This is a genomic window from Arthrobacter crystallopoietes, from assembly GCF_002849715.1.
GTDB classification, from domain to species: domain Bacteria; phylum Actinomycetota; class Actinomycetes; order Actinomycetales; family Micrococcaceae; genus Crystallibacter; species Crystallibacter crystallopoietes.
The window spans coordinates 4699232-4719030 of sequence record NZ_CP018863.1; the positions used below are offsets into that span (position 1 = coordinate 4699232).

Below are 19799 nucleotides of genomic sequence, written 5' to 3' on the forward strand. Positions count from 1 at the left end.
CGAGATAGAAGTCAGCCTGTGAATGCATGTCCTGCTGCTGACGCTATCCGGTCGCGGCATCGGCGGCGCGGCGGCCGAAGATGCGTGGCGAGCGAAGGTAAAAAAGTACGACGGCGGCGCAAACCAGCAGCGCTGACGCCTTGCCTGGCATGGTGCTGGCGGCAGCCGCGAGTCCGCACAAGCCGGTCAGCAGCGAGCAAACCGCTACCAACAGGGCCGACTGCACATGGCTGAGCCCAACGTCGGTCAGCCGTTGGTAGACGTGCTGGCGGTGTGCCGCGTACCACCGCTCCCCCGCACTGATCCGGCGCAGCAAGGTGGTCATCGTATCGGCAAGATAGATGGTCACCGGCCCAAGCAAATACTCCGGCTGGACTCCGCTGAGGAAACCCGCAGCCCCTAGGACGGCCAGCGAGGCACCCAGCAGATAGCTGCCGACGTCGCCAAGAAAGTTGCTGCCGGAAAGGTTCCAGGGCAGAAAAGCAGCAAACGCGGCGGCAATCACGAGCCCCGAGACCGTCAACCAGTCAAGCGACGACATCATCCCGGCCACTGAAAACAACAGTCCCACGACCAATCCGTGCAGGCCGGATATGCCGTTGACCCCGTCCATGAAGTTCGCAACATTGATGTAGCCGGCAATGGCCAGCGCGCCGACCGGAATCCACAACCAGGAGGTGTCGGTCAGGACCACGATAATGGCCGTACTGGCGGCACCAATTGCCAACTGCAGCAGAAAGCGTACGGAGATGGCCACACCGCGGAAGTCCTCCAGCCACCCCAGCAGAGCGGCGGCTGCACAAACGCCGGCCACGATCCCGACAATTGCCACACCATCGGCAGCGGCCCCGGTCAGCACTGCCGTGAGCAGCCCGCCCAGGACACCGACCGCCACGGTGATGCCCATACCCCGGACTACTACTTTTGTATGCGACGATCTCTCGTTCGGTATGTCCAGCACACCCAGCTTGAGCAGCAGTGGTTTCAAGGCCAGCGGCAGCGACAGGCTGAGGACGAGGGCAACAGCAGCTGAAAGCAAGCCGGTCACTTCGCCGACTCCGGCTCGTTACTGGCCAGTGGCAAGTGCTGTCGGTTTTTCCACTCCTCAAGACTCATCTGGTGCGGGTCCAGCGCGTCAATGGAAGCATGCGAAATCTTCGGGTGCAGCGGACGCGAATCGTCTTCACCGATACCGATCAGTTCTTCGTGCAGCTTTTCACCTGGACGCAGACCGGTGAAGACGATATCAATCTCTTTGCCGGACATCGCAATCATGCGCTGGGCGACGTCGAGTATCCGTACCGGTTCTCCCATGTCCAGAATCAGGACCTCTCCCCCGCGTCCGATGGCTCCGGCCTGAATGACAAGCTGGCATGCTTCCGGAATCGTCATGAAGAAACGGGTTGCGTCCGCATCGGTCACCGTTACCGGTCCCCCGTTGCGGATCTGCTCGTTGAACAGCGGCAGCACCGAACCGCGGCTACCCAGGACATTCCCGAAACGGACCGAGACGTACTTCAATCCGGTCTGCTGCGCGAGCCACGCCGTGATTTTCTCCGCTACGCGTTTGGAATGCCCAAGCACCGTCGTCGGATTCGCTGCCTTATCAGTAGAGATATTGACGAACGTCTGGACATCCGCCAGCCGGGCCGCCTGCAGAACGTTCAACGTGCCCATGATGTTGGTCTTCCAGGCTTCCTCGGGATACTGCTCCAGCAGGGAAACGTGTTTGAGCGCCGCTGCGTGGAACACCACCTCGGGCTTGCGATCCAAGAAGATCTCCTCCAGGGCAGCCGCGTCGCGGATGTCGGCCAGCACCGTGTCTTTGCCGTTGAGCAGGCCCTGGCCGGTGATCGATATCTGGGTGGATTGCAGTCCGGTTTCGTCTCGGTCCAACATGATCAATTCACGCGGCTCGAATTCGTTGATCTGCCGGCACAGTTCCGATCCTATGGATCCGCCGGCCCCGGTGATCAGCACCCGCTTTCCCTTGACATAATGGGCGATCTCATCAACATGGATGTCGACGGGCTGCCGTCCGATCAGATCCTCGATTGCCACCTCGCGGAAGGAAAAGTCGGACCCGCCGGTCAGCATGTCCTTCAGCGGCGGGACAACCAGCACCTTGATGTTGAGGCCTGCGACTGCGTCGGAAATCCGGCGGACTTGCTTGGCATCGATGTCCGCTATGGCGATCAACAGGACCGTGGCATTTGTCCGGGCAACGATTTCCGGCAGGTCCTCCATCCGGCCAAGCACCGGAACGCTGACAATCCGCAGGTGTTTCTTCGCCGGGTCATCGTCAATCAGGCCGACAGGCAGCCAGGGCGACTGCGGGTCGTTGCACATGCGCGTCACAATGGACTTTCCCACAAAACCGGCGCCGTAGATCAGGGTGCGGGCGGCTTCTTCACCGGGTTTGGCCTTGCTCTCCACATACATCCGCTTCAGGTAACGGATAGCCGCCATGAAAAGGCAGGCGAAGGGGAAAGCAATGATACCGGTGCCACGGGCAATACCCATGGAGATGCCAAAGAACAGCAGGGCAACCGTGGTGATGGCCGAAACCGCCACCGTCACAATCACAAGCAGCTTCGCCTCGTGGAAGCTGCCAAAACTATACCGGCCTTTATACAGAGCGAAAGCTGAACCTACTGCGAACTGTGAGGCGATCGCTATGGCGCAGAGGACAATGATGCCGGGGATTTTCGAGGGATCCAGCACCATCTCGTACCGCAGGAAGACGGCCAGGACGATCGAAACGATCCATGCGAATGAATCGAGCAGGAACTGCGACCAGAGCCAGAGGACCTTGTCACTGCTGGCGGTCTTGCCGGAGGCCGGGCCACGTCCAATGCTCATAGTTGGCTGCTCTCCCCGGGCGTCTCCGATGCGGGGTCCGGCGTCTGCTCGGCCGGTTCCTCCCCAATGCCGAGGAGGTTCGGCACGATTTCGCGCAACCTGTCTACCGGTATGGCTCCGTAACGGACCACGCGGAAGGGCTGTGACGTGCAGTCGACGATAGTCGACGGCAGGGACTGGCTGTCTTCGGTAACACCGCGCAGTCCATCTTCCAGGTAAACCTCCACGGATTCGGCGAGCTGCACGTGGGCTTCGGCTGCGGTCCGGGAGGCAGGCTGTCCGGTGCGGTTCGCCGACGAGACGGCCAGCGGTCCTGTGACAGCGAGCAGATCCAGCGCCAGGCGGTCATCGGGCATCCGCAGCGCCACGGTGCCTTTTGTGTCACCCAGATCCCAGGTCAGCGAGGGCTGTGCGTGGAAGATCAGAGTCAGTCCGCCGGGCCAGAATTCGTCCGCCAGGCGTCGAGCCTCCTCGGGGATGTCCACCGCGAGCCCGTCCATGGTCTGCGGACGGGGAATGAGGACCGGAGGGGGCATGGTGCGGCCCCGGCCCTTGGCAGCCAGCAGCGTAGCAACCGCCTGCGGCGAAAAAGCATCCGCGGCGATGCCGTAGACCGTATCCGTGGGCATGACTATGCACTGTTTTGACGCGATCGCCGTCTGCGCGGCGGCAAGGCCCTCACTGCGTTCGACGTCGTCCGTGCAGTTGAATGTGGTGGTCACAGAATCATTCTTTCATTTCGGGGCAGCGCTACCGCCGGACGGCGGCCGTGGCCCGTTCGCGTCCGGTCAAATCGTAGACTGTGGCAACATCGTCCCAGCACCCGGCGCTGTGCAGCAGGTGCGACACAGCTTCGGCCTGGACTTCCGCATGTTCCATGATGAAGTAACCGCCGGATTTCAGCAGCCGTGCAGCGGTGCTGGCCGTGGCCGCCGGCAACTGGAGACCGTCGGCGCCGCCACCGTACAGCGCAATCTGCGGGTCATATTCGGCCACTTCGGGGTCCCGCGGCACGGCTTCGGCGGGGATATACGGAGGATTGGAAACAACGACGTCGAAGGTTCCGTCGTGTCCGGCAAGCGCGGTTCGCAGGTCTTCCTGGACCAGGGTCACGCCCCACGGCTGCAGGTTGCGTCCTGCCCAGGCATGGGCGAGATCACTCAGTTCCACGGCGAAGACATCCGCCTCGGGAACTTCCTGTGCAATGGACGCCGCGATCGCGCCCGACCCGGTACCAAGATCAACGACCTTCGCACGCCTGATCTTCGCGGCGCGGTCAATGGCGTGCTGGGCAACGGTCTCCGTCTCCGGCCGCGGGATAAAAACTCCGGGTCCGACCTGCAGTTCGAGGTGGCGGAAGTACGCCTTACCCGTGATGTGCTGGAGCGGGACGCGGCGCGCCCGTTCCGCCACGAGCTCACCGAACTCCGGCGGGACCAATGCACCGGTCAGCGCCAGCGATCTGATCCTGCCCAAGGACTCCGCCATGAGGTGTGCCGCCAGAAGCTCGGCATCTACGCGTGGACTGGGCACGCCCGCCCGCTCCAATATCTGAGTTGCCTCGGCGAGAGCCTCGGCAAGCGTTTCTCCGGTCACTGGTGCCTAGTGATCCTCGCCGAGTGCCTCGAGCCGCGCCTGCTCGTCCGCCTCGATGGCCGATTGGATGACAGGTTCGAGTTCCCCGTTCATGACGGCATCCAGGTTGTAAGCCTTGTAGCCGGTGCGATGGTCCGCGATGCGGTTTTCCGGAAAATTGTATGTCCGGATGCGTTCCGAGCGGTCCATGGTCCGGATCTGCGACTTACGAGTCTCTGAGTTGGCGGCGTCGATCTGCTCCTGCTGGTGCGCCAACAGGCGGGCACGCAGCACGCGCATGCCTGCTTCACGGTTCTGCAGCTGGGACTTTTCGTTCTGCATTGCGACCACGATCCCGGTGGGGATGTGCGTGATGCGGACTGCGGAATCCGTGGTGTTGACCGACTGCCCGCCCGGCCCGGAGGAGCGGTAGACATCGATCTTCAGGTCGTTCTGGCTGATGTCGACTTCTTCCGGCTCGTCCACCTCCGGCAGGACCAGGACGCCTGCGGCGGAGGTGTGGATACGACCCTGGGACTCGGTGACCGGAACGCGCTGGACCCGGTGTACGCCGCCTTCGAACTTCATCCTGGCCCAGACGCCTTCCGCCGGGTCGTTCGACGAACCCTTGATCGCCATGGACACGTCCTTGTATCCGCCCAGATCGGACTCCGTGGCGGAGATGATCTCGGTCTTCCACCCGCGCTGCTCCGCATAGCGGGTGTACATGCGCAGCAGATCACCGGCGAACAAGGCGGCTTCGTCGCCACCTTCACCGCCCTTGACCTCGATGATGACATTTCGTGCGTCGTCCGGATCCCGCGGGATCAACAACCGGCGCAGTCTTGCCTGTGCTGTCTCGAGATCAGCTTCAAGCCCGGGGATTTCGGCTGCAAACTCGGGGTCCTCGGCCGCCATTTCCCGTGCCGCGCCCAGATCGCCCTCCAGCTGGCTCCAGCGGTTGTATGCCTCGACGATTCCGTTCAGCTGCGCCGACCGGCGGCCCAGCTTGCGAGCCAGTCCCTGATCCGCGTACACGGCCGGATCGCTCAGCCGCTTCTGCAGTTCTGCATGCTCTGCGAGCAATCCCTGTACGGACTCAAACATTTCTCAAACCTCTTTCGACTTCTTCAATAAGTCTAGATAAGACACCAACCGGCCGCTTAAACAACGAACCGCCCAGATCTCTCCGGTCCCGCATTGCGGGACCGGAGAGATCATGAGCGGTCAGGGCAGCTACTTGTCGTTGTCGGACTTCGCGCCCAGCGTCGTCTTCTGTACCTGCATCAGGAACTCGACGTTGGACTGCGTGTCCCGGATCTTGTTGGTGAGGAGCTCAAGCGCCTGCTGCGTATCGAGCCCGGAAAGAACCCGGCGCAGCTTCCACATGATCTTGACTTCCTCCGACGAGAGCAAGTTTTCCTCGCGACGGGTGCCGGAAGCGTTGACGTCCACTGCAGGGAAGATCCGCTTGTCCGCCAGATTGCGGGACAGGCGAAGTTCCATGTTGCCCGTGCCCTTGAACTCTTCGAAAATAACTTCGTCCATCTTGGAACCGGTTTCAACCAACGCGGTGGCCAGGATGGTCAGCGAACCGCCGTTTTCAATGTTGCGGGCAGCACCGAAGAAGCGCTTCGGCGGGTACAGCGCGGAGGAATCCACGCCACCGGAGAGAATACGACCGGAAGCAGGAGCGGCCAGGTTGTAGGCACGGCCCAGGCGGGTCATCGAGTCCAGCAGAACGACGACGTCCATTCCCATTTCCACCAGGCGCTTGGCGCGTTCGATGGCCAGTTCGGCAACGGTCGTGTGGTCGTCGGCGGGACGGTCGAAGGTGGAGGCAATGACCTCGCCCTTGACCGTACGCTGCATGTCGGTGACTTCTTCGGGACGCTCGTCAACCAGAACCATCATGAGGTGGACCTCAGGATTGTTGATGGTGATGGCGTTGGCAATCGACTGCAGGATCAGTGTCTTACCGGCCTTCGGCGGCGACACAATGAGACCGCGCTGACCCTTGCCGATCGGGGCGACCAAGTCGATAACGCGGGGGCCGATCTTCTTCGGTTCCGTTTCGAGGCGCAGGCGCTCCGAGGGGTAAAGCGGAACCAGCTTGGTGAAGTCGACCCGGTCCTTGTTATCTTCGGCAGGCTTGCCGTTGACGGAGGTCAGGCGCACCAGGGCGTTGAACTTCTGGCGGCTGTTCTGGTTGGCGTTCTCGCCGTCCCGCGGGGCGCGGATGGCACCAACAACGGCGTCGCCCTTGCGCAGGTTGTACTTCTTGACCTGAGCCAGCGAGACGTAGACATCGTTCGGACCGGGCAGGTAGCCGGAGGTGCGCACGAACGCGTAGTTCTCGAGGACGTCGAGGATGCCGGCCACGGGCAGCAGCACGTCATCGTCGGTAACCTCGGTATCGTCCACGTCCGGGTTCTGGCCGCGTCCGCGGCGGCGCTCGTTGCGGTCGCGGTACCGGTTGCTGGTGTCCGTGTCGCGGTCGCGGCGGTTACGGTTGCGGCGGTTGCGTCCGCGGCCGCCGTCGTCGCCGTCGTCGCTACGGTTGTCACTGCGGCTATCGCTGCGGCTGTCCCGGTTGTCGCTGCCGGCGGACTCGGTGTCGCGACCGCGGGTACGGCTGCGTTCACGGCGGTCATTACGGTCGCCACGATCGTTACGGTCGCTGCGCTCACCGCGGTCAGCGCGCTCGGTCTGGCCTTCCTTCGCACCCTCAGCAGGAGTTTCGGACGGCTCCGGCTTGTCAGCGGGCTTCTCGGCCTGCTGCTCCGGCTGGTCCTCACGACGGTTACGACCGCGGCTACGACGACCCTCGCGGCCGCCTTCGGATTCCGGCTTCGTTTCAGCGGGCTGCACATCGGCCTGCTGTGCGTCCGCGCGCTGGGCGTCTGCAGCCTTGGGAGCGGCAACTTCGCCGTCCGTTGATGTTTCGGCTGTAGCGGGCGCCTGCGCCGCTTCCGGCGTCACGTTGCCGTCGCTGGTCGCGCGACGGTTGCGGTTGCGGGTCCGGCTTACGCGTTCTGCGGCCTTGTTCAGATCACCGCTGTCTTTCGCCTCCGCTTTGTCCGCAGTATCGGCTGCAGCCGCTGCAGGGACCGCGGGCTCTTCAGCTGCGGGAGCAGCTTCTTTGGCGCTTGCACGGCCGGTGGTCTTCTTGGCAGGACGGTCAGCTACTGCGGAACCACGCTGGTGGTCCGAAATGGCCGCCACCAGGTCGCTCTTGCGCATCCTGGAACCGCCGGTGATGCCAAGCTGGCCGGCCAAGGCCTGCAGCTGGGCAAGCTTAAGTCCGGCAAGTCCTGCGCTCTTCGGCGCAGCAGAGTCTGATGATGTATCCACACCTGCAGCCAGGTCAGTGGTTTCAGTCACGAAGGATCCTTCCCCCTCGTCGGGCGGTCCGCATGTGAAGTGGACCGCGTTGTTTGCGTCCCGGCCGATGCATAAGAAACAAGGCCGGGTCGGGGTTGCCCAAGTGTGAGACCAGGCAACGCCGAGTGACATGAGAAAAACCTTGAATGGATCTCGTTCACAATGGTCTTAGGGATATGCTGCCCGCACTCTTACGCGCATTTACAGCACTCAGTAATTCCGTGACGGATCCTGGAAGGTTGCACCGATCTTTGGTTCGCTGCCGGATGTTGTATGTCCACGCGGGACTTTCGACAGATTGCCAAGCCGGTTATTTCCGGCGGTGCACTTCCACTTTAGCACCATCTGTGTCAACCGTCAGTTTAAGGACACGCCAGCCGTCCGGCATCTGTGAGGACGCCAACGTGGCGGCGATATGCCGCTCGACCTCATCCGCCTGCGCGGACCCTGCAGCCAGCGTCATAACCGTCGGGCCGGCACCGGAGACAACAGCGGCGAAACCGGACGCACGAAGAGACTGCAGCAGATCTGCGCTCGGTGCCATGGCCGGCGCCCGGTGGCTCTGGTGCAGCTCATCCACTGTCGCCGCGAGCAGCAGTTCCGGGTCACGCGTCAGCGCCTGCACCAGCAGGGCCGCCCGTCCGGCGTTGGCCGCGGCGATATGGTGTGGCACCGAGACCGGCAGCAGATTCCGGGCCATTTCGGTTGACAATTCATAGGACGGAATGGCCACGACCGGAACAATTTCCGTAGCGACATCAACGGCAGTGCTGAAGAAAGAACCCGCCGTTTCCCAGGAGATGGCCAGCTTGCCCGCCAGCGCCGGAGCCACGTTGTCCGGATGGCCTTCCTGGGCGGAACACAGCTGCAGGACTTCCTGGGCACTGAGCCGGGCAGCAACGGGCAGCAAGGAGTTGGCCAGCAGCACCGCGGAGACGATGGCCGCCGCGGAGGATCCCAGTCCCCGGCCGTGCGGAATCACGTTCTCGGCCTGCAGCCGCAAGCCTTCCGCCCGGTAACCCGCCCGTCCCAGCGTGTCCTGGATGGTGCGGATGATCAAATGGCTTTCATCCGTGGGCAGGTTGGCGGCGCCTTCACCGGAGATCTCGGCATGGAAGACGCCGTCGTCGGTGGTTTCAACGCTGACCGAGTCATACAGACTTACGGCCAGGCCGAGGCTGTCAAAACCGGGCCCGAGGTTGGCGCTGGTCGCCGGTACCCGGACGCTGACGCGCTGCCCGGGCATCACGGCGGTACGCTCTGCGGTCCTCACGGCGGTGTTATTCGAGACCAAGAGCTGCAGCCACGCTCACGACGTCGAAATCCACCTTGACGGGTGTAACCTCATGGCCGTCTTCGGTCTGCAAGGCCCACTGCGGATCCTTCAGGCCGTGGCCGGTCACCGTGATCACAATGGTCTTGCCCGCAGGAACTTCCCCGGCGGCATGCTTCTTAATGACGCCCGCAACGCCCGCCGCCGAACCCGGCTCGACGAACACGCCTTCCTTGGAGGACAGCCAGCGGTGCGCATTGAGGATTTCCTCGTCCGTCACCGAATCAATCAGCCCGCCCGACTCGTCACGGGCGGCGATGGCGGTGTCCCAGGATGCAGGGTTGCCGATCCGGATGGCGGTGGCGATGGTTTCCGGCTCGGTGACCGGGTGTCCCAGCACCAGCGGTGCCGCACCGGCGGCCTGGAAGCCCCACAGCGTGGGTGTCTTGGTGGCGACGGCTTCGAGGGTACCGGCAGTCTCGGACTCGTAAGGCTTGGCGTACTCCTGGTAGCCCTTCCAGTACGCCGTGATGTTTCCGGCGTTGCCGACGGGCATCACGTGGATGTCCGGGGCATCGCCGAGGAAGTCGACGGTCTCGAACGCAGCGGTCTTCTGGCCCTGGATCCGCGCGGGGTTGACGGAGTTAACCAGGAAAACCGGGTACGCCTCCGAAAGCTTGCGGGCAACTTCGAGGCAGTTATCGAAGTTGCCGTTGATCTGGATGATCTCGGCGCCGTGGGCGATGGCCTGGCTCATCTTGCCCATCGCGATCTTCCCTGCCGGCACCAGCACGGCGCACTTCAGTCCCGCCTGGGTGGCGTAGGCGGCAGCGGACGCCGAAGTATTGCCCGTTGAAGCGCAGACTACGGCCTTGGCTCCTGCCTCCACGGCCGCAGTGATGGCCATGGTCATGCCGCGGTCCTTGAAGGAGCCGGTGGGGTTCATCCCCTCCACCTTCAGGTACACGGTGGAGCCGGTCAGCTCGGAGAGGGCCTTGGCATGGACCAGCGGTGTTCCGCCTTCACCGAGGGTGATGATCTCGGTCCGGTCCGTGACGGGCAGACGTTCGGCGTACTCGCGGATAACGCCGCGCCATTGGTGGGCCACTTAGACTCCTTCTACTCGCAGTACGGAAGTAACTGAATTAACAATGTCGAGATCCTTGATGGCCTCCACCGTCGCGGCGAGCGATTCCTCGGTGCCGCGGTGGGTGATGATGCGCAGTTCCGCGGACGCGGTCCCGTCGGCGATCGAGACCAGATCTTCCGTGTGCATGGTCTGGCGCATGACTTCGATCGACACCCCATGGTCGGCGAAGACATGGGCAATCTTGGCCAGGACGCCGGGCTGGTCCGCTGCGTCGATGTCGATGTAGTAGCTGGTGAGGATGCTTTCTTCGCCCAGGACCGGCAGGTGCTTGCCCGTTGTTTCGGTGCGTCCACGGCCGCCGCTGACCATGCGGCGGGCGGCGCTGACAACATCGCCGAGTACGGCCGAGGCCGTGGGACGTCCGCCGGCGCCCTGGCCGTAGAACATCAGCTCGCCGGCGTTCTCCGCCTCGACGAACACAGCGTTGAACGCACCGTGGACAGCAGCCAGCGGGTGGGTACGCGGCAGCAGGGTAGGATGCACGCGCACGGACACCCCTTCGCCGCCGTCCTTTGTTGGCTGCTTCTCGGCGATCGCCAGCAGTTTGATCAGGAAACCGGTGTCCTTGGCCGCGTCGATGTCTGCGGAGGTGATGCCGGTGATGCCCTCGCACTTGACCGCGTCCAGCGGGAACGTAGTGTGGAAAGCCAGCGAGGCAAGCAAGGTGCCCTTCGCCGCTGCATCCAACCCTTCGACGTCGGCCGTTGGATCCGCCTCGGCGTAGCCGAGGGTCTGGGCGGCCTTCAGCGCGTCCTCGAAGGCTGCGCCGGTGGTGTCCATTTGGTCGAGAATGTAGTTGGTCGTGCCGTTGACAATGCCCAGCACACGCTTGATCCGGTCCCCGGAGAGGCTTTCCCGGATGGGACGCAGGATCGGGATGGCTCCGGCCACGGCCGCCTCATAGTAGAGCTCGACGCCGGCGGCAGAGGCCTTCTCGTACAGGGCGGGCCCGTCGGCCGCGAGCAGCGCTTTGTTCCCGCTGACCACGGAGGCACCGTGCTCGATGGAGCGCAGGATCAGCGAACGCGCCGGTTCCAGTCCGCCCATGAGCTCAATGACGATGTCCGCGTCCTTGACCAGCGTCTCGGCGTCGTCGGTGAACAGGTCCCGGGGCAGGTCGACGTCGCGCGGCGCGTCAACGTTTCGGACGGCGATTCCGGCCAGTTCCAGCCGGGCTCCCGAACGCGAGGCCAGGTCGGCGGCGTCGTCCAGGAGAATCCGGGCCACCTGGGATCCGACATTTCCGCATCCCAACAGTGCCACTTTCAGCGTGTTCATTGCTGTACTTACTCCCAAAGCCATTGTTGTTTCCAAGAAATCCACCGCCCCGAGCGGACTGATCGGGCCTCAGCCCAAGTCGCGGGCCAGAAGATCCTCTTCTGTTTCGCCGCGCACAATCAGCCGTGCCTGGCCGTTCCGGACCGCAACTACCGGCGGCCGTGCCACATAGTTGTAGTTGCTGGCCAGCGCCCAGCAGTAGGCACCGGTGCCCGGCACCGCCAGCAGATCTCCGGCAGCGACGTCACCAGGCAGATAAACGTCCCTGACTACAATGTCACCGCTTTCGCAATGTTTGCCAACCACGCGGGAAATAATCGGGTCTTCATCCGTCACACGGGAAGCCAGCACAGCCGAATAGTCGGCATCGTACAGTACCGGGCGGGCGTTGTCGCTCATGCCGCCGTCCACGGAAATGTAACGCCGCGGATAGGTCCGTCCGTCCTCGCTGTCCACGTTCACAGTCTTCAACGTGCCCGTTTCATACAGGGTGAACGTGCTCGGCCCCACGATGGCGCGCCCCGGTTCGATCGAGATCCGCGGAACCTTCAGTTCCAGCCTGCGGCAGGTGGAACTAACGACGGCGGCCATCGCCTCCGCGAGTTCGGCCGGCGGGCGCGGGGTATCGACCTCAGTGTAGGCGATGCCGTAGCCGCCGCCCAGATCCAGCTCCGGGAGCTCCACGCCATGTTCGTCACGGATTTGGGCGACGAAGGTCAGCAGCCGCTCCGCCGCCAGGGCGAAACCTTCGGGTTCGAAGATCTGGGAACCGATGTGGCAGTGCAGTCCCAGCAGATTGATGGACTCGGATGCCAGGGCCTCGCTGACTGCCCGTGCGGCCGGCGAGTTGCCTGCGGAAGGCGACTCCCCTCCGTCGTCCGCTGTGCCTGACTCCGTGTCCGCTGCTGCCATGGAGAGGCCGAACTTCTGGTCCTCGTGCGCAGTGGCAATGAATTCATGCGTGTGGGCGTGCACGCCGGGCGTCAGCCGAAGCATGACATTGGCCCGCTCGGACCGGGCGGCGGCAATGGCTGCCAGCCGCTGGAGTTCATCCAGGCTGTCCACCACGATCCGGCCCAGCTTCATGTCCAGGGCCCGGTTCAGTTCCGCATCGGACTTGTTGTTCCCGTGCAGGCCGAGCTTCTCACCGGGAATGCCGGCGCGGGCGGCCACGGCCAGTTCGCCGCCGGAGCAGGTATCCAGCCGCAGGCCTTCCTGCTCCACCCAGCGCGCTACCTCGATGCAGAGAAAGGACTTGCCGGCGTAGTAGACGTCCACTCCCCCGCACAGGTCGGCGAAAGCGGCGTCGAAGGACTCCTTGAAGTCCCGGGCGCGGGCGCGGAAATCCGTCTCGGACATAACGAAGAGCGGCGAGCCGAACCGGGCCTTGAGGTCGCTGACGCCCACGCCGTCGATCTCCAGTTCGCCGCTGGCACCGCGGGCCACACCGCGGGCCCACATCTTGGGCTGCAGTTCGTTGGCGTCTTCCGGATAGCTCAGCCACTGGGGAGCGAGCGGGGAGGCTTCGCGAATTGTTGAAGTCATGTGCTTACATCCGTTCCGGCGCGCTGACGCCCAGCAGGCCCAGGCCATTGGCCAGAACTTGGGTGGTCGCGTCATTGAGCCATAGTCGGGTCCGGTTCAGGTCGGTTACGTCGGCATCGCCCAACGGCGTCACGCGGCAGGAATCGTACCAGCGGTGGTAGGCGCCGGCGATGACTTCCAGATGGCGTGCCACCCGGTGCGGTTCGCGCAGCTTGGCCGCGGTGGCCACGACGGACGGGTAGGCGCCGAGGTAAGCCAGCAGTTCGTTTTCGGTGGCGTGGTCCAGCAAGGATGCGTCGAAGGCGCTGCGTTCCACCCCTGCGGCTACCGCGTTTCGGGCAACGGCACAGGTACGGGCATGGGCATACTGCACGTAGAACACCGGGTTCTCGTTGCTGCGCTTGGTCAGCAGGTCCAGATCGACGTCGATGTTGGAATCCGCGTGCGACCTCGTCAGCGCGTAGCGTGCCGCGTCCACACCGACCGCGTCCACGAGGTCCTCCATGGTAACCACCGTGCCGGCACGCTTGGACATCCTGACCGGTTTGCCGTCCTTGACCAGGTTCACCATCTGGCCGATCAGGACCTCGACGCGGTCCGCGCTGTCGCCCATGGCCGCGGCCGCAGCTTTCAGCCGCGCCACATAGCCGTGGTGGTCCGCTCCGAGCATATAGATGCACAGGTCGAAGCCGCGGTCACGCTTGTTCTTGAAGTAGGCGATGTCGCCGGCGATGTAGGCTGCATGGCCGTCCGACTTGATGACCACCCGGTCCTTGTCGTCGCCGAAGTCCGTGGATTTCAGCCACCAGGCGCCCTCGTCGAAGTAGAGGCTGCCGGAGGTCTTGAGCTGTTCCAGCAGCGTGTCGACGGCGCCGTCTTCAAAGAGCGCATTTTCGTGGAAGTAGACATCGAAATCGACGCCGAACTCATGCAGCGACTTTTTGATGGCAGCAAACATCAGCTCGACGCCCCGGCTGCGGAACTCTTCCTGCGGGTCTTCAGCGGAGAGCGCGTCCGGATTCTGGGCCAGCACGGCGTTGGCGATATCCGCGATGTAGTCGCCGCCGTAGCCGTCTTCCGGTGCGGGCTCGCCCTTGGCGCTGGCGAGCAGGGACCGGGCAAAGCGGTCGATCTGATTGCCGTGGTCATTGAAGTAGTACTCGCGCGTAACTTCCGCCCCCTGCGCCTGTAGGATACGGGCCAGCGAATCCCCCAAGGCAGCCCAGCGTGTCCCGCCCAAGTGAATAGGTCCGGTGGGATTGGCGGAGACGAACTCCAGATTGATCTTGGTGCCGGCGTACTCCGCACCGGTCCCGTAACTATCGCCGGTTTCGACGATGGTCTGCGCGAGTGAACCCGCAGCCGCGGCATCCAATGTGATGTTCAAGAACCCAGGACCGGCAATGTCAACCTTGGCAACGCCGTCGATCTTGGCCAGCCGGGCACTGAGGATTTCGGCGAACTGGCGCGGGTTCATCCCCGCCTTCTTGCCCAGCTGCATGGCCACGTTCGTGGCCCAGTCACCGTGCTCGCGGCTCTTCGGTCGCTCCACCCGCACCTCGCGGGGCATCTCAACGGTGAAGTCACCTGCGTCGACGGCATCCTGCAGGCAGGCGGTAATGGCAGCGGAAAGTTCTTCAGGAGTCACCCGTTAAGCATAAGTGCACTGCAAACCGGATTCTGCCGTCGCCTAGTGGGCTATGGCTGTCACCACGGAAGACCTGCCGGACAGATACCGTCACATGGTTTCTTCAGGGGTTATCCACCCGGGGCGTCCGCCGAATCCACCAGTGCGCCTTCCTCGGATACTGACGGTTTGTGTCTGTGGGGGTAGTTCCTGATAAGCTCATTGACGTCCCAAAAGGTGCTGGAAGATTTACCCGGCGCCGCGCCCTCGTAGCTCAGGGGATAGAGCGTCTGCCTCCGGAGCAGAAGGCCGTAGGTTCGAATCCTATCGAGGGCACCGCAGAAAGCCCCGCCGCTGGAATACCAGCTGGCGGGGCATTTTCGTTCCGGCAGGACATGGGGTGTGCAGGGAAGGCTTGCGACCGTCGCGTCAGTGAACAGCCATGGCCGCGGAGCTTCCGCGGAACGTCCGGCGGTAGCTTGCCGGCGAAATGTTGAGTGCTTTGACGAAATGATGGCGCAGCAGGACTGCCTGCCCGAAACCGGTGGCGCGCGCAATCTCGTCGATGTTCAGGTCAGAGGTTTCCAGCAGCTCCTGGGCCAGCAGCACTCGTTGGGCATTGATCCAGGCAGCGGGCGTCGCACCGGTCTCGGCGCGGAACCGCCTGGCGAAAGTCCGTTCCGACATGTGCACGCGCTGGGACAGTTCCGCGATGGAGACCTCGCGGTCAAGGTTCTCGCTGAGCCAGACCACAAGGTCCTTGAGAGTGCTGCAGCCTTCCAGCGACAAGGGGCGCGCGATGTACTGGGCCTGACCACCCTCCCGGTGCGGCGGTACCACCATGTCCCGGGCAATGGCTGCCGCCACTCCGGCGCCGAGCTCCGTCCGCACCAGATGGAGGCAGGCATCGATCCCGGCCGACGTACCGGCGCTGGTGATGATCCGGTCATCCTGGACATAGAGCACATTCTCGTCCACATGGATCTGCGGGTATTGCTGGGCAAGCTGCTGCGAGTACTGCCAGTGCGTGGTGGCGCGGCGGCCGTCCAGTAAGCCGGCTCCGGCCAGAACAAAAGCACCCGTGCACAATGACATCACCCACGCCCCACGCGCATGGGCGCGGCGCAGTGACTGCTTAACCTTTTCCGGCACGGGTGCGTCCCACTGATAGGGCGCCACGATGAGCAGATCCGCGTCCTCGGCCGCTTCCAGCCCCAGTGCGACATCAATGGAAAACCCGGTCTTGGTGTCCACCTTCCCCGGCGCAGGCGTGCAGACCCTGAAGTCGAAGGCCGGCACCCCCGTTCCACGCGCGGAACGGTCGATACCGAACACCTCGCAGGCGACCCCGAATTCGAACGGCGAAGTACCCGGAAGTATCAGCACAGCCACGTTTTTAAGCATGAGTCCATTATGGCAGTTTTTTATCGCTAGTAGTCGTTTCTGCCACTCTTTTTTGGGCCCGTACCGGCGCACCATGAAGTCATGGAACTTTTTCTAGCCCTGGCTTTTATCCTCGTCATCGTTGCCACCGTCGCCATCATCCCCAGCGATGGACACGGCCATACTCCGGAGGAGCGGTCCCTGCAGGACTGGTCCGACGGCGTCCTGCCCAGCCGCCCGTTCTCACAGCTGATGCGCTGGTAAGCGCCGGCTGCTCCCCGTTCGAAGACGGCGCTGCTGACACCCCTACTGCCGGTGGGCAAAGAGATCCCGCAGCAGCGCCACTTCGGCAAGGTGATGGACCATTTCGCGGTTGATGTGCAGTACCAGCGCACCCATGGAACGATCCGCAAACCGCCCTTCTGCCGCCCCGCACGGTTTCTCCAGGCCCGGCTCGCCCAAGGAACCCACGCCCTCGATCCAGCGGGCATAGTATTCGTCCAGCAACGCCAGCGCACCGTCTGCGGTTCCCGGATAGTCGAAGCTTTCGTAATCGACCGCCGGCCCGCCGAAGTGCGACGCATTCCTGGTTCCCAGTACTCCGACCAAAATGTGGCCGAGCCGCCAGGCGATGGTGGTCACCGGAGCCGGATAAGGCTCGGGAATGGCGAAGTCGATCGTGAAATCACCCGAGCCAACGGCCATCGGCGCATGGCTGGTCCCGCGGTGGCGGACGTTCCAGCAGCCCTCCCCGGGTTCCCAGAAATACTCCTCGTCGGTCAGCCCCTTTAGCCGAGGCCTGGCCTGGTTCTCCCAGTGCCACTGAAGCTGGTCCAGCAGTTCGAATTCAGCGTTGAACACCATTTCCCGCTCCCTTTCCCGATCAGCTCCGCCCACGGCGGTGCTGCAGCTTGTCTGGCTCCATCATGTCGTGCGGCCGCCGGTTTGCCCAGAGAATTCAGGACGGCGGCTGTCCGCATTGGGGCGTAGATTGTGTGCATGCTTGAAACGTCGGCACGGCTGCTTCAGCTACTGTCCCTGCTCCAAATGCGCCGCGAATGGACCGGTTCGGCTTTAGCTCTGCGCATGAGCGTCACGGAGCGGACCGTCAGGCGGGACATCGACAAGCTGCGCAGTCTCGGCTACCCCATCAATGCGTCGCCCGGCGTGGCCGGCGGTTATCAGCTCGGCGCCGGCGCGCAACTACCCCCACTATTGCTGGACGATGACGAAGCCCTGGCCGTTGCACTGGGGCTCAGCGCCGTCACCGCCAGCCCCGTTTCCGGTGTCGCCGAAGCTTCGGTACGGGCGCTGACCAAGCTTGAGCAGGTCCTGCCATCACGGCTCCGCCCCAAATTCGCCATGCTCAAGAACGCGGTCACTACGCTGAGCAGCCCGCGGACTGTGGTTAATCCGGAGACACTGACCAGCGTTTCCGCCGCCATCGCTGACCACCGCGTTGTGGCCTTCCGTTATGCCAAACCGGACAGCGAGTCCTCCCGGCGGCTGGCCGAGCCGTACGGCCTGGTCGACACCGGACACCGCTGGTACCTGGTGGCGTGGGATCTGGGCCGCCAGGACTGGCGGACTTTCCGCGTGGACCGGTTCGAAAGCGTTCCTTCCGCCAGGGAACGCTTCACCCCCAGGCCGCTGCCGCAAAAGGATCTGGCAATGTATGTTCAACACTCAATCACGCGCTCGCCCTACCGTTATGACGTCGTCGTACGCATTTTCGCGCCGCTTCAAACGGTGGCCGAACGGATACCGCCCCAAGTAGCGGAGCTGACCGACGACGGCGGCAGTACTGTTCTGCGTTCGGGTTTCGATTCGCTGGACTACCCTTTGATGCAGCTGGCCGCCATGGGATTCGAGTTCGAAATCCTCCAGCCCGCCGAATTCAAGGACCGCGCGCTGGAACTGGCTGGAAAACTGGCGAAGGCCGGACGCTAAAGCGCCCGGCCTCCCTCAGTTCCGCCCCAAACACAGGCCCGCAGCCCGTGTTCCCGGCAGGCTTACTGCAGCATGGTGCGGTCGTCCAGGGCTCCGCCCTTGATCTTTTCGAACTCGTGCAACAGGTCCTGCACCGTGGTTTTCCGCTTCTGCTCCTGGCCAATATCCAGGATGATCCGGCCTTCATGCATCATGATCAGCCGGCTCCCGAGGCGCAGGGCCTGCTCCATATTGTGGGTGACCATCAAGGTGGTCAGCTGGTGCCGTTCCACAACTTCCGCGGTCAAACGGCTCACGAGATCCGCCCGTTGCGGGTCCAGCGCGGCAGTGTGCTCGTCCAGCAGCAGGATTTTCGGGCTGCTGAAGGTGGCCATGAGCAGTGAGAGCGCCTGGCGCTGCCCTCCGGAGAGGAGGCCCACTTTGGCCTTGAGTCGGTTCTCCAAGCCCAGCTCCAGGGATTTGAGCTCCTCTTGGAAAAAGTCCCGCTTCTTCTTCGTGACACCGGGGGCCAGGCCTCGCGTCTTACCGCGCTCGTAAGCCATGGACATGTTCTGTTCGATGGTCATGTCCGGGGAGGTCCCGGCCATCGGATCCTGGAAGACCCGGCCAATGAATTTTGCCCGCTGGTGGTCCGCCAGCTTCGTCACGTCGTTGCCGTCGATCCTGACCGTGCCGGTGTCCGGACGGAGCTTGCCCGAAGTGATGTTCAGGACCGTCGATTTACCGGCGCCGTTGCTGCCGATCACCGTGACGAACTCGCCCGGCGTCAGCGACAGGTTGATCTCCTTCAGCGCCACCCGTTCATTGACCGTGCCCGCGAAAAAGGTCTTGTGCACATTAGTTATATCCAGCATGTCAGCCCTTAGCTCCCGCCCCGGTCAGCGACTTCCTCATGTTGGCCAGTCCGCCGATCCGCTTGAAGAGCTTCCATTGTGGCAGTACCAGGGCGATGACCACCAGCACCGCGGAAATCAGCTTCATATCATTCGGGTTCAGGCCCGCCTGCAGGGCAAGCTGGATGACCACGCGGTACAAAACGGAGCCGAGAACTACGGCCAGCGAAGCGATGATGATGAGCCTCGAGCCGAAGATCGCCTGCCCGATGATGACTGACGCAAGACCAGCCAGAATAAGACCAATGCCCATGCCGATATCGGCAAAGCCCTGGTACTGGGCAATCAGCGCTCCGCACAGGCCGACCAGTCCGTTGGAAAGCGCAAGACCCAGGATTTTCATCCGGTCGGTGCTCACGCCGAAGCTGCGGATCATTTCTTCGTTGTCACCGGTAGCCTGCATGGCCAGACCGACGTCTGTGTGCAGGAACCAGTCGATGACGAACTTGACCGCCAGCGCGAACAGCGAGAAGACCACCACGGCCATCGCAGTGCCCAGCAGACCCGCGTCGCGCAGAGGCGTGATGAGCGTGTCTTCACGCAGCAGGGGCAGGTTTGCCCTGCCCATGATGCGCAGGTTGATCGAATATAGGGCGATCATGGTCAGAATGCCGGCCAGCAGTCCATTGATCTTGCCCTTGGTGTGCAGTATTCCGGTAATCCAGCCGGCAACCAGTCCTGCGCCGAAAGCGGCGACGGTGGAAACAACCGGCGAATAGCCGTTGATAATCATGATCGAGGCGACGGCAGCCCCAGTGGTGAAGCTGCCGTCAACCGTCAGATCGGGAAAATTCAGAATGCGGAAGGTCAGGTAGACCCCCAGAGCCATGATCGCGTAGATCAGGCCCAGCTCAACCGCGACAATCATGTGTCGGTATC

The 19799-nt window shown here is 63.2% G+C and carries 17 protein-coding genes and 1 tRNA gene; 3 read left to right on the forward strand and 15 right to left on the reverse strand.

Going from position 1 to position 19799, the window contains the following annotated elements; genetic code table 11:
• Window positions 1-43 precede the first annotated feature (43 nt).
• From AC20117_RS21635 to argS, 11 genes are all read right to left on the reverse strand, one after another.
• A complete protein-coding gene (locus AC20117_RS21635; protein WP_074701680.1) occupies window positions 44-1048 on the reverse strand; it encodes an MraY family glycosyltransferase in 1005 nt (334 codons plus the stop codon).
• Complete coding sequence (locus AC20117_RS21640; RefSeq protein WP_074701679.1) at window positions 1045-2862, reverse strand: polysaccharide biosynthesis protein; 1818 nt, start codon at window positions 2860-2862, stop codon at window positions 1045-1047. The genes AC20117_RS21635 and AC20117_RS21640 overlap by 4 nt, the downstream gene beginning before the upstream one ends.
• Complete coding sequence (locus AC20117_RS21645; protein WP_074701678.1) at window positions 2859-3584, reverse strand: L-threonylcarbamoyladenylate synthase; 726 nt, start codon at window positions 3582-3584, stop codon at window positions 2859-2861. Before AC20117_RS21645 ends, AC20117_RS21640 begins: the two co-directional genes overlap by 4 nt.
• A gap of 28 nt (window positions 3585-3612) precedes the next feature.
• Window positions 3613-4458: a peptide chain release factor N(5)-glutamine methyltransferase gene (prmC, locus tag AC20117_RS21650; RefSeq protein WP_074701676.1), complete on the reverse strand. Its 846-nt coding sequence runs from the start codon at window positions 4456-4458 to the stop codon at window positions 3613-3615.
• A gap of 6 nt (window positions 4459-4464) precedes the next feature.
• The gene (prfA, locus tag AC20117_RS21655) at window positions 4465-5544 is read right to left on the reverse strand and encodes a peptide chain release factor 1 (protein ID WP_074701675.1); all 1080 of its coding nucleotides are present in this window, start codon (window positions 5542-5544) and stop codon (window positions 4465-4467) included.
• Between the two features lie 129 nt (window positions 5545-5673).
• The gene (rho, locus tag AC20117_RS21660) at window positions 5674-7821 is read right to left on the reverse strand and encodes a transcription termination factor Rho (protein WP_074701674.1); all 2148 of its coding nucleotides are present in this window, start codon (window positions 7819-7821) and stop codon (window positions 5674-5676) included.
• 310 nt (window positions 7822-8131) lie between these two features.
• A complete protein-coding gene (gene thrB, locus AC20117_RS21665) occupies window positions 8132-9067 on the reverse strand; it encodes a homoserine kinase (protein WP_074701673.1) in 936 nt (311 codons plus the stop codon).
• 34 nt (window positions 9068-9101) lie between these two features.
• A complete protein-coding gene (thrC, locus tag AC20117_RS21670; RefSeq protein WP_074701671.1) occupies window positions 9102-10202 on the reverse strand; it encodes a threonine synthase in 1101 nt (366 codons plus the stop codon).
• Window positions 10203-11522, reverse strand: a complete 1320-nt coding sequence (locus AC20117_RS21675) for a homoserine dehydrogenase (protein WP_074701669.1) — start codon at window positions 11520-11522, stop codon at window positions 10203-10205. It lies immediately after the preceding gene.
• 69 nt (window positions 11523-11591) lie between these two features.
• Complete coding sequence (locus tag AC20117_RS21680; RefSeq protein ID WP_074701668.1) at window positions 11592-13067, reverse strand: diaminopimelate decarboxylase family protein; 1476 nt, start codon at window positions 13065-13067, stop codon at window positions 11592-11594.
• Between the two features lie 4 nt (window positions 13068-13071).
• Window positions 13072-14715, reverse strand: a complete 1644-nt coding sequence (gene argS, locus AC20117_RS21685; RefSeq protein ID WP_074701666.1) for an arginine--tRNA ligase — start codon at window positions 14713-14715, stop codon at window positions 13072-13074.
• A gap of 242 nt (window positions 14716-14957) precedes the next feature.
• Between argS and AC20117_RS21690 the strand changes: the two genes are divergently transcribed.
• A tRNA-Arg gene (locus AC20117_RS21690) sits at window positions 14958-15030 on the forward strand.
• A gap of 93 nt (window positions 15031-15123) precedes the next feature.
• Here the strand turns inward: AC20117_RS21690 and AC20117_RS21695 are convergent.
• The gene (locus AC20117_RS21695) at window positions 15124-16098 is read right to left on the reverse strand and encodes a GlxA family transcriptional regulator (RefSeq protein WP_074701665.1); all 975 of its coding nucleotides are present in this window, start codon (window positions 16096-16098) and stop codon (window positions 15124-15126) included.
• A gap of 81 nt (window positions 16099-16179) precedes the next feature.
• Between AC20117_RS21695 and AC20117_RS23460 the strand changes: the two genes are divergently transcribed.
• Window positions 16180-16341: a hypothetical protein gene (locus AC20117_RS23460; protein WP_158300501.1), complete on the forward strand. Its 162-nt coding sequence runs from the start codon at window positions 16180-16182 to the stop codon at window positions 16339-16341.
• Between the two features lie 42 nt (window positions 16342-16383).
• Here AC20117_RS23460 and AC20117_RS21700 read toward each other — a convergent pair whose 3' ends face one another.
• Window positions 16384-16941, reverse strand: a complete 558-nt coding sequence (locus tag AC20117_RS21700) for a DinB family protein (protein ID WP_074701663.1) — start codon at window positions 16939-16941, stop codon at window positions 16384-16386.
• A gap of 135 nt (window positions 16942-17076) precedes the next feature.
• Between AC20117_RS21700 and AC20117_RS21705 the strand changes: the two genes are divergently transcribed.
• Window positions 17077-18027: a helix-turn-helix transcriptional regulator gene (locus AC20117_RS21705; RefSeq protein ID WP_074701662.1), complete on the forward strand. Its 951-nt coding sequence runs from the start codon at window positions 17077-17079 to the stop codon at window positions 18025-18027.
• 62 nt (window positions 18028-18089) lie between these two features.
• Here AC20117_RS21705 and AC20117_RS21710 read toward each other — a convergent pair whose 3' ends face one another.
• Together AC20117_RS21710 and AC20117_RS21715 are read right to left on the reverse strand one after the other, a co-directional pair.
• Entirely contained in the window at window positions 18090-18881 is a 792-nt protein-coding gene (locus AC20117_RS21710; protein ID WP_074701660.1) for an ABC transporter ATP-binding protein, read from the reverse strand.
• A 1-nt stretch (window position 18882) separates the two neighbouring features.
• Window positions 18883-19788, reverse strand: a complete 906-nt coding sequence (locus AC20117_RS21715; RefSeq protein ID WP_074701659.1) for an ABC transporter permease — start codon at window positions 19786-19788, stop codon at window positions 18883-18885.
• Window positions 19789-19799 lie beyond the last annotated feature (11 nt).

Bases quoted from the DNA above. Each gene is read 5' to 3' on its own strand.
- prfA (WP_074701675.1), bottom strand. From the start codon at position 5,544: ATGTTTGAGTCCGTACAGGGATTGCTCGCAGAGCATGCAGAACTGCAG.
- AC20117_RS21700 (WP_074701663.1), bottom strand. From the start codon at position 16,941: ATGGTGTTCAACGCTGAATTCGAACTGCTGGACCAGCTTCAGTGGCAC.
- AC20117_RS21710 (WP_074701660.1), bottom strand. From the start codon at position 18,881: ATGCTGGATATAACTAATGTGCACAAGACCTTTTTCGCGGGCACGGTC.
- thrB (WP_074701673.1), bottom strand. From the start codon at position 9,067: ATGCCCGGGCAGCGCGTCAGCGTCCGGGTACCGGCGACCAGCGCCAAC.
- AC20117_RS21705 (WP_074701662.1), top strand. From the start codon at position 17,077: ATGCTTGAAACGTCGGCACGGCTGCTTCAGCTACTGTCCCTGCTCCAA.
- AC20117_RS21695 (WP_074701665.1), bottom strand. From the start codon at position 16,098: ATGCTTAAAAACGTGGCTGTGCTGATACTTCCGGGTACTTCGCCGTTC.
- AC20117_RS21640 (WP_074701679.1), bottom strand. From the start codon at position 2,862: ATGAGCATTGGACGTGGCCCGGCCTCCGGCAAGACCGCCAGCAGTGAC.
- AC20117_RS21675 (WP_074701669.1), bottom strand. From the start codon at position 11,522: ATGAACACGCTGAAAGTGGCACTGTTGGGATGCGGAAATGTCGGATCC.
- AC20117_RS21680 (WP_074701668.1), bottom strand. From the start codon at position 13,067: ATGACTTCAACAATTCGCGAAGCCTCCCCGCTCGCTCCCCAGTGGCTG.
- AC20117_RS23460 (WP_158300501.1), top strand. From the start codon at position 16,180: ATGGAACTTTTTCTAGCCCTGGCTTTTATCCTCGTCATCGTTGCCACC.
- AC20117_RS21715 (WP_074701659.1), bottom strand. From the start codon at position 19,788: ATGATTGTCGCGGTTGAGCTGGGCCTGATCTACGCGATCATGGCTCTG.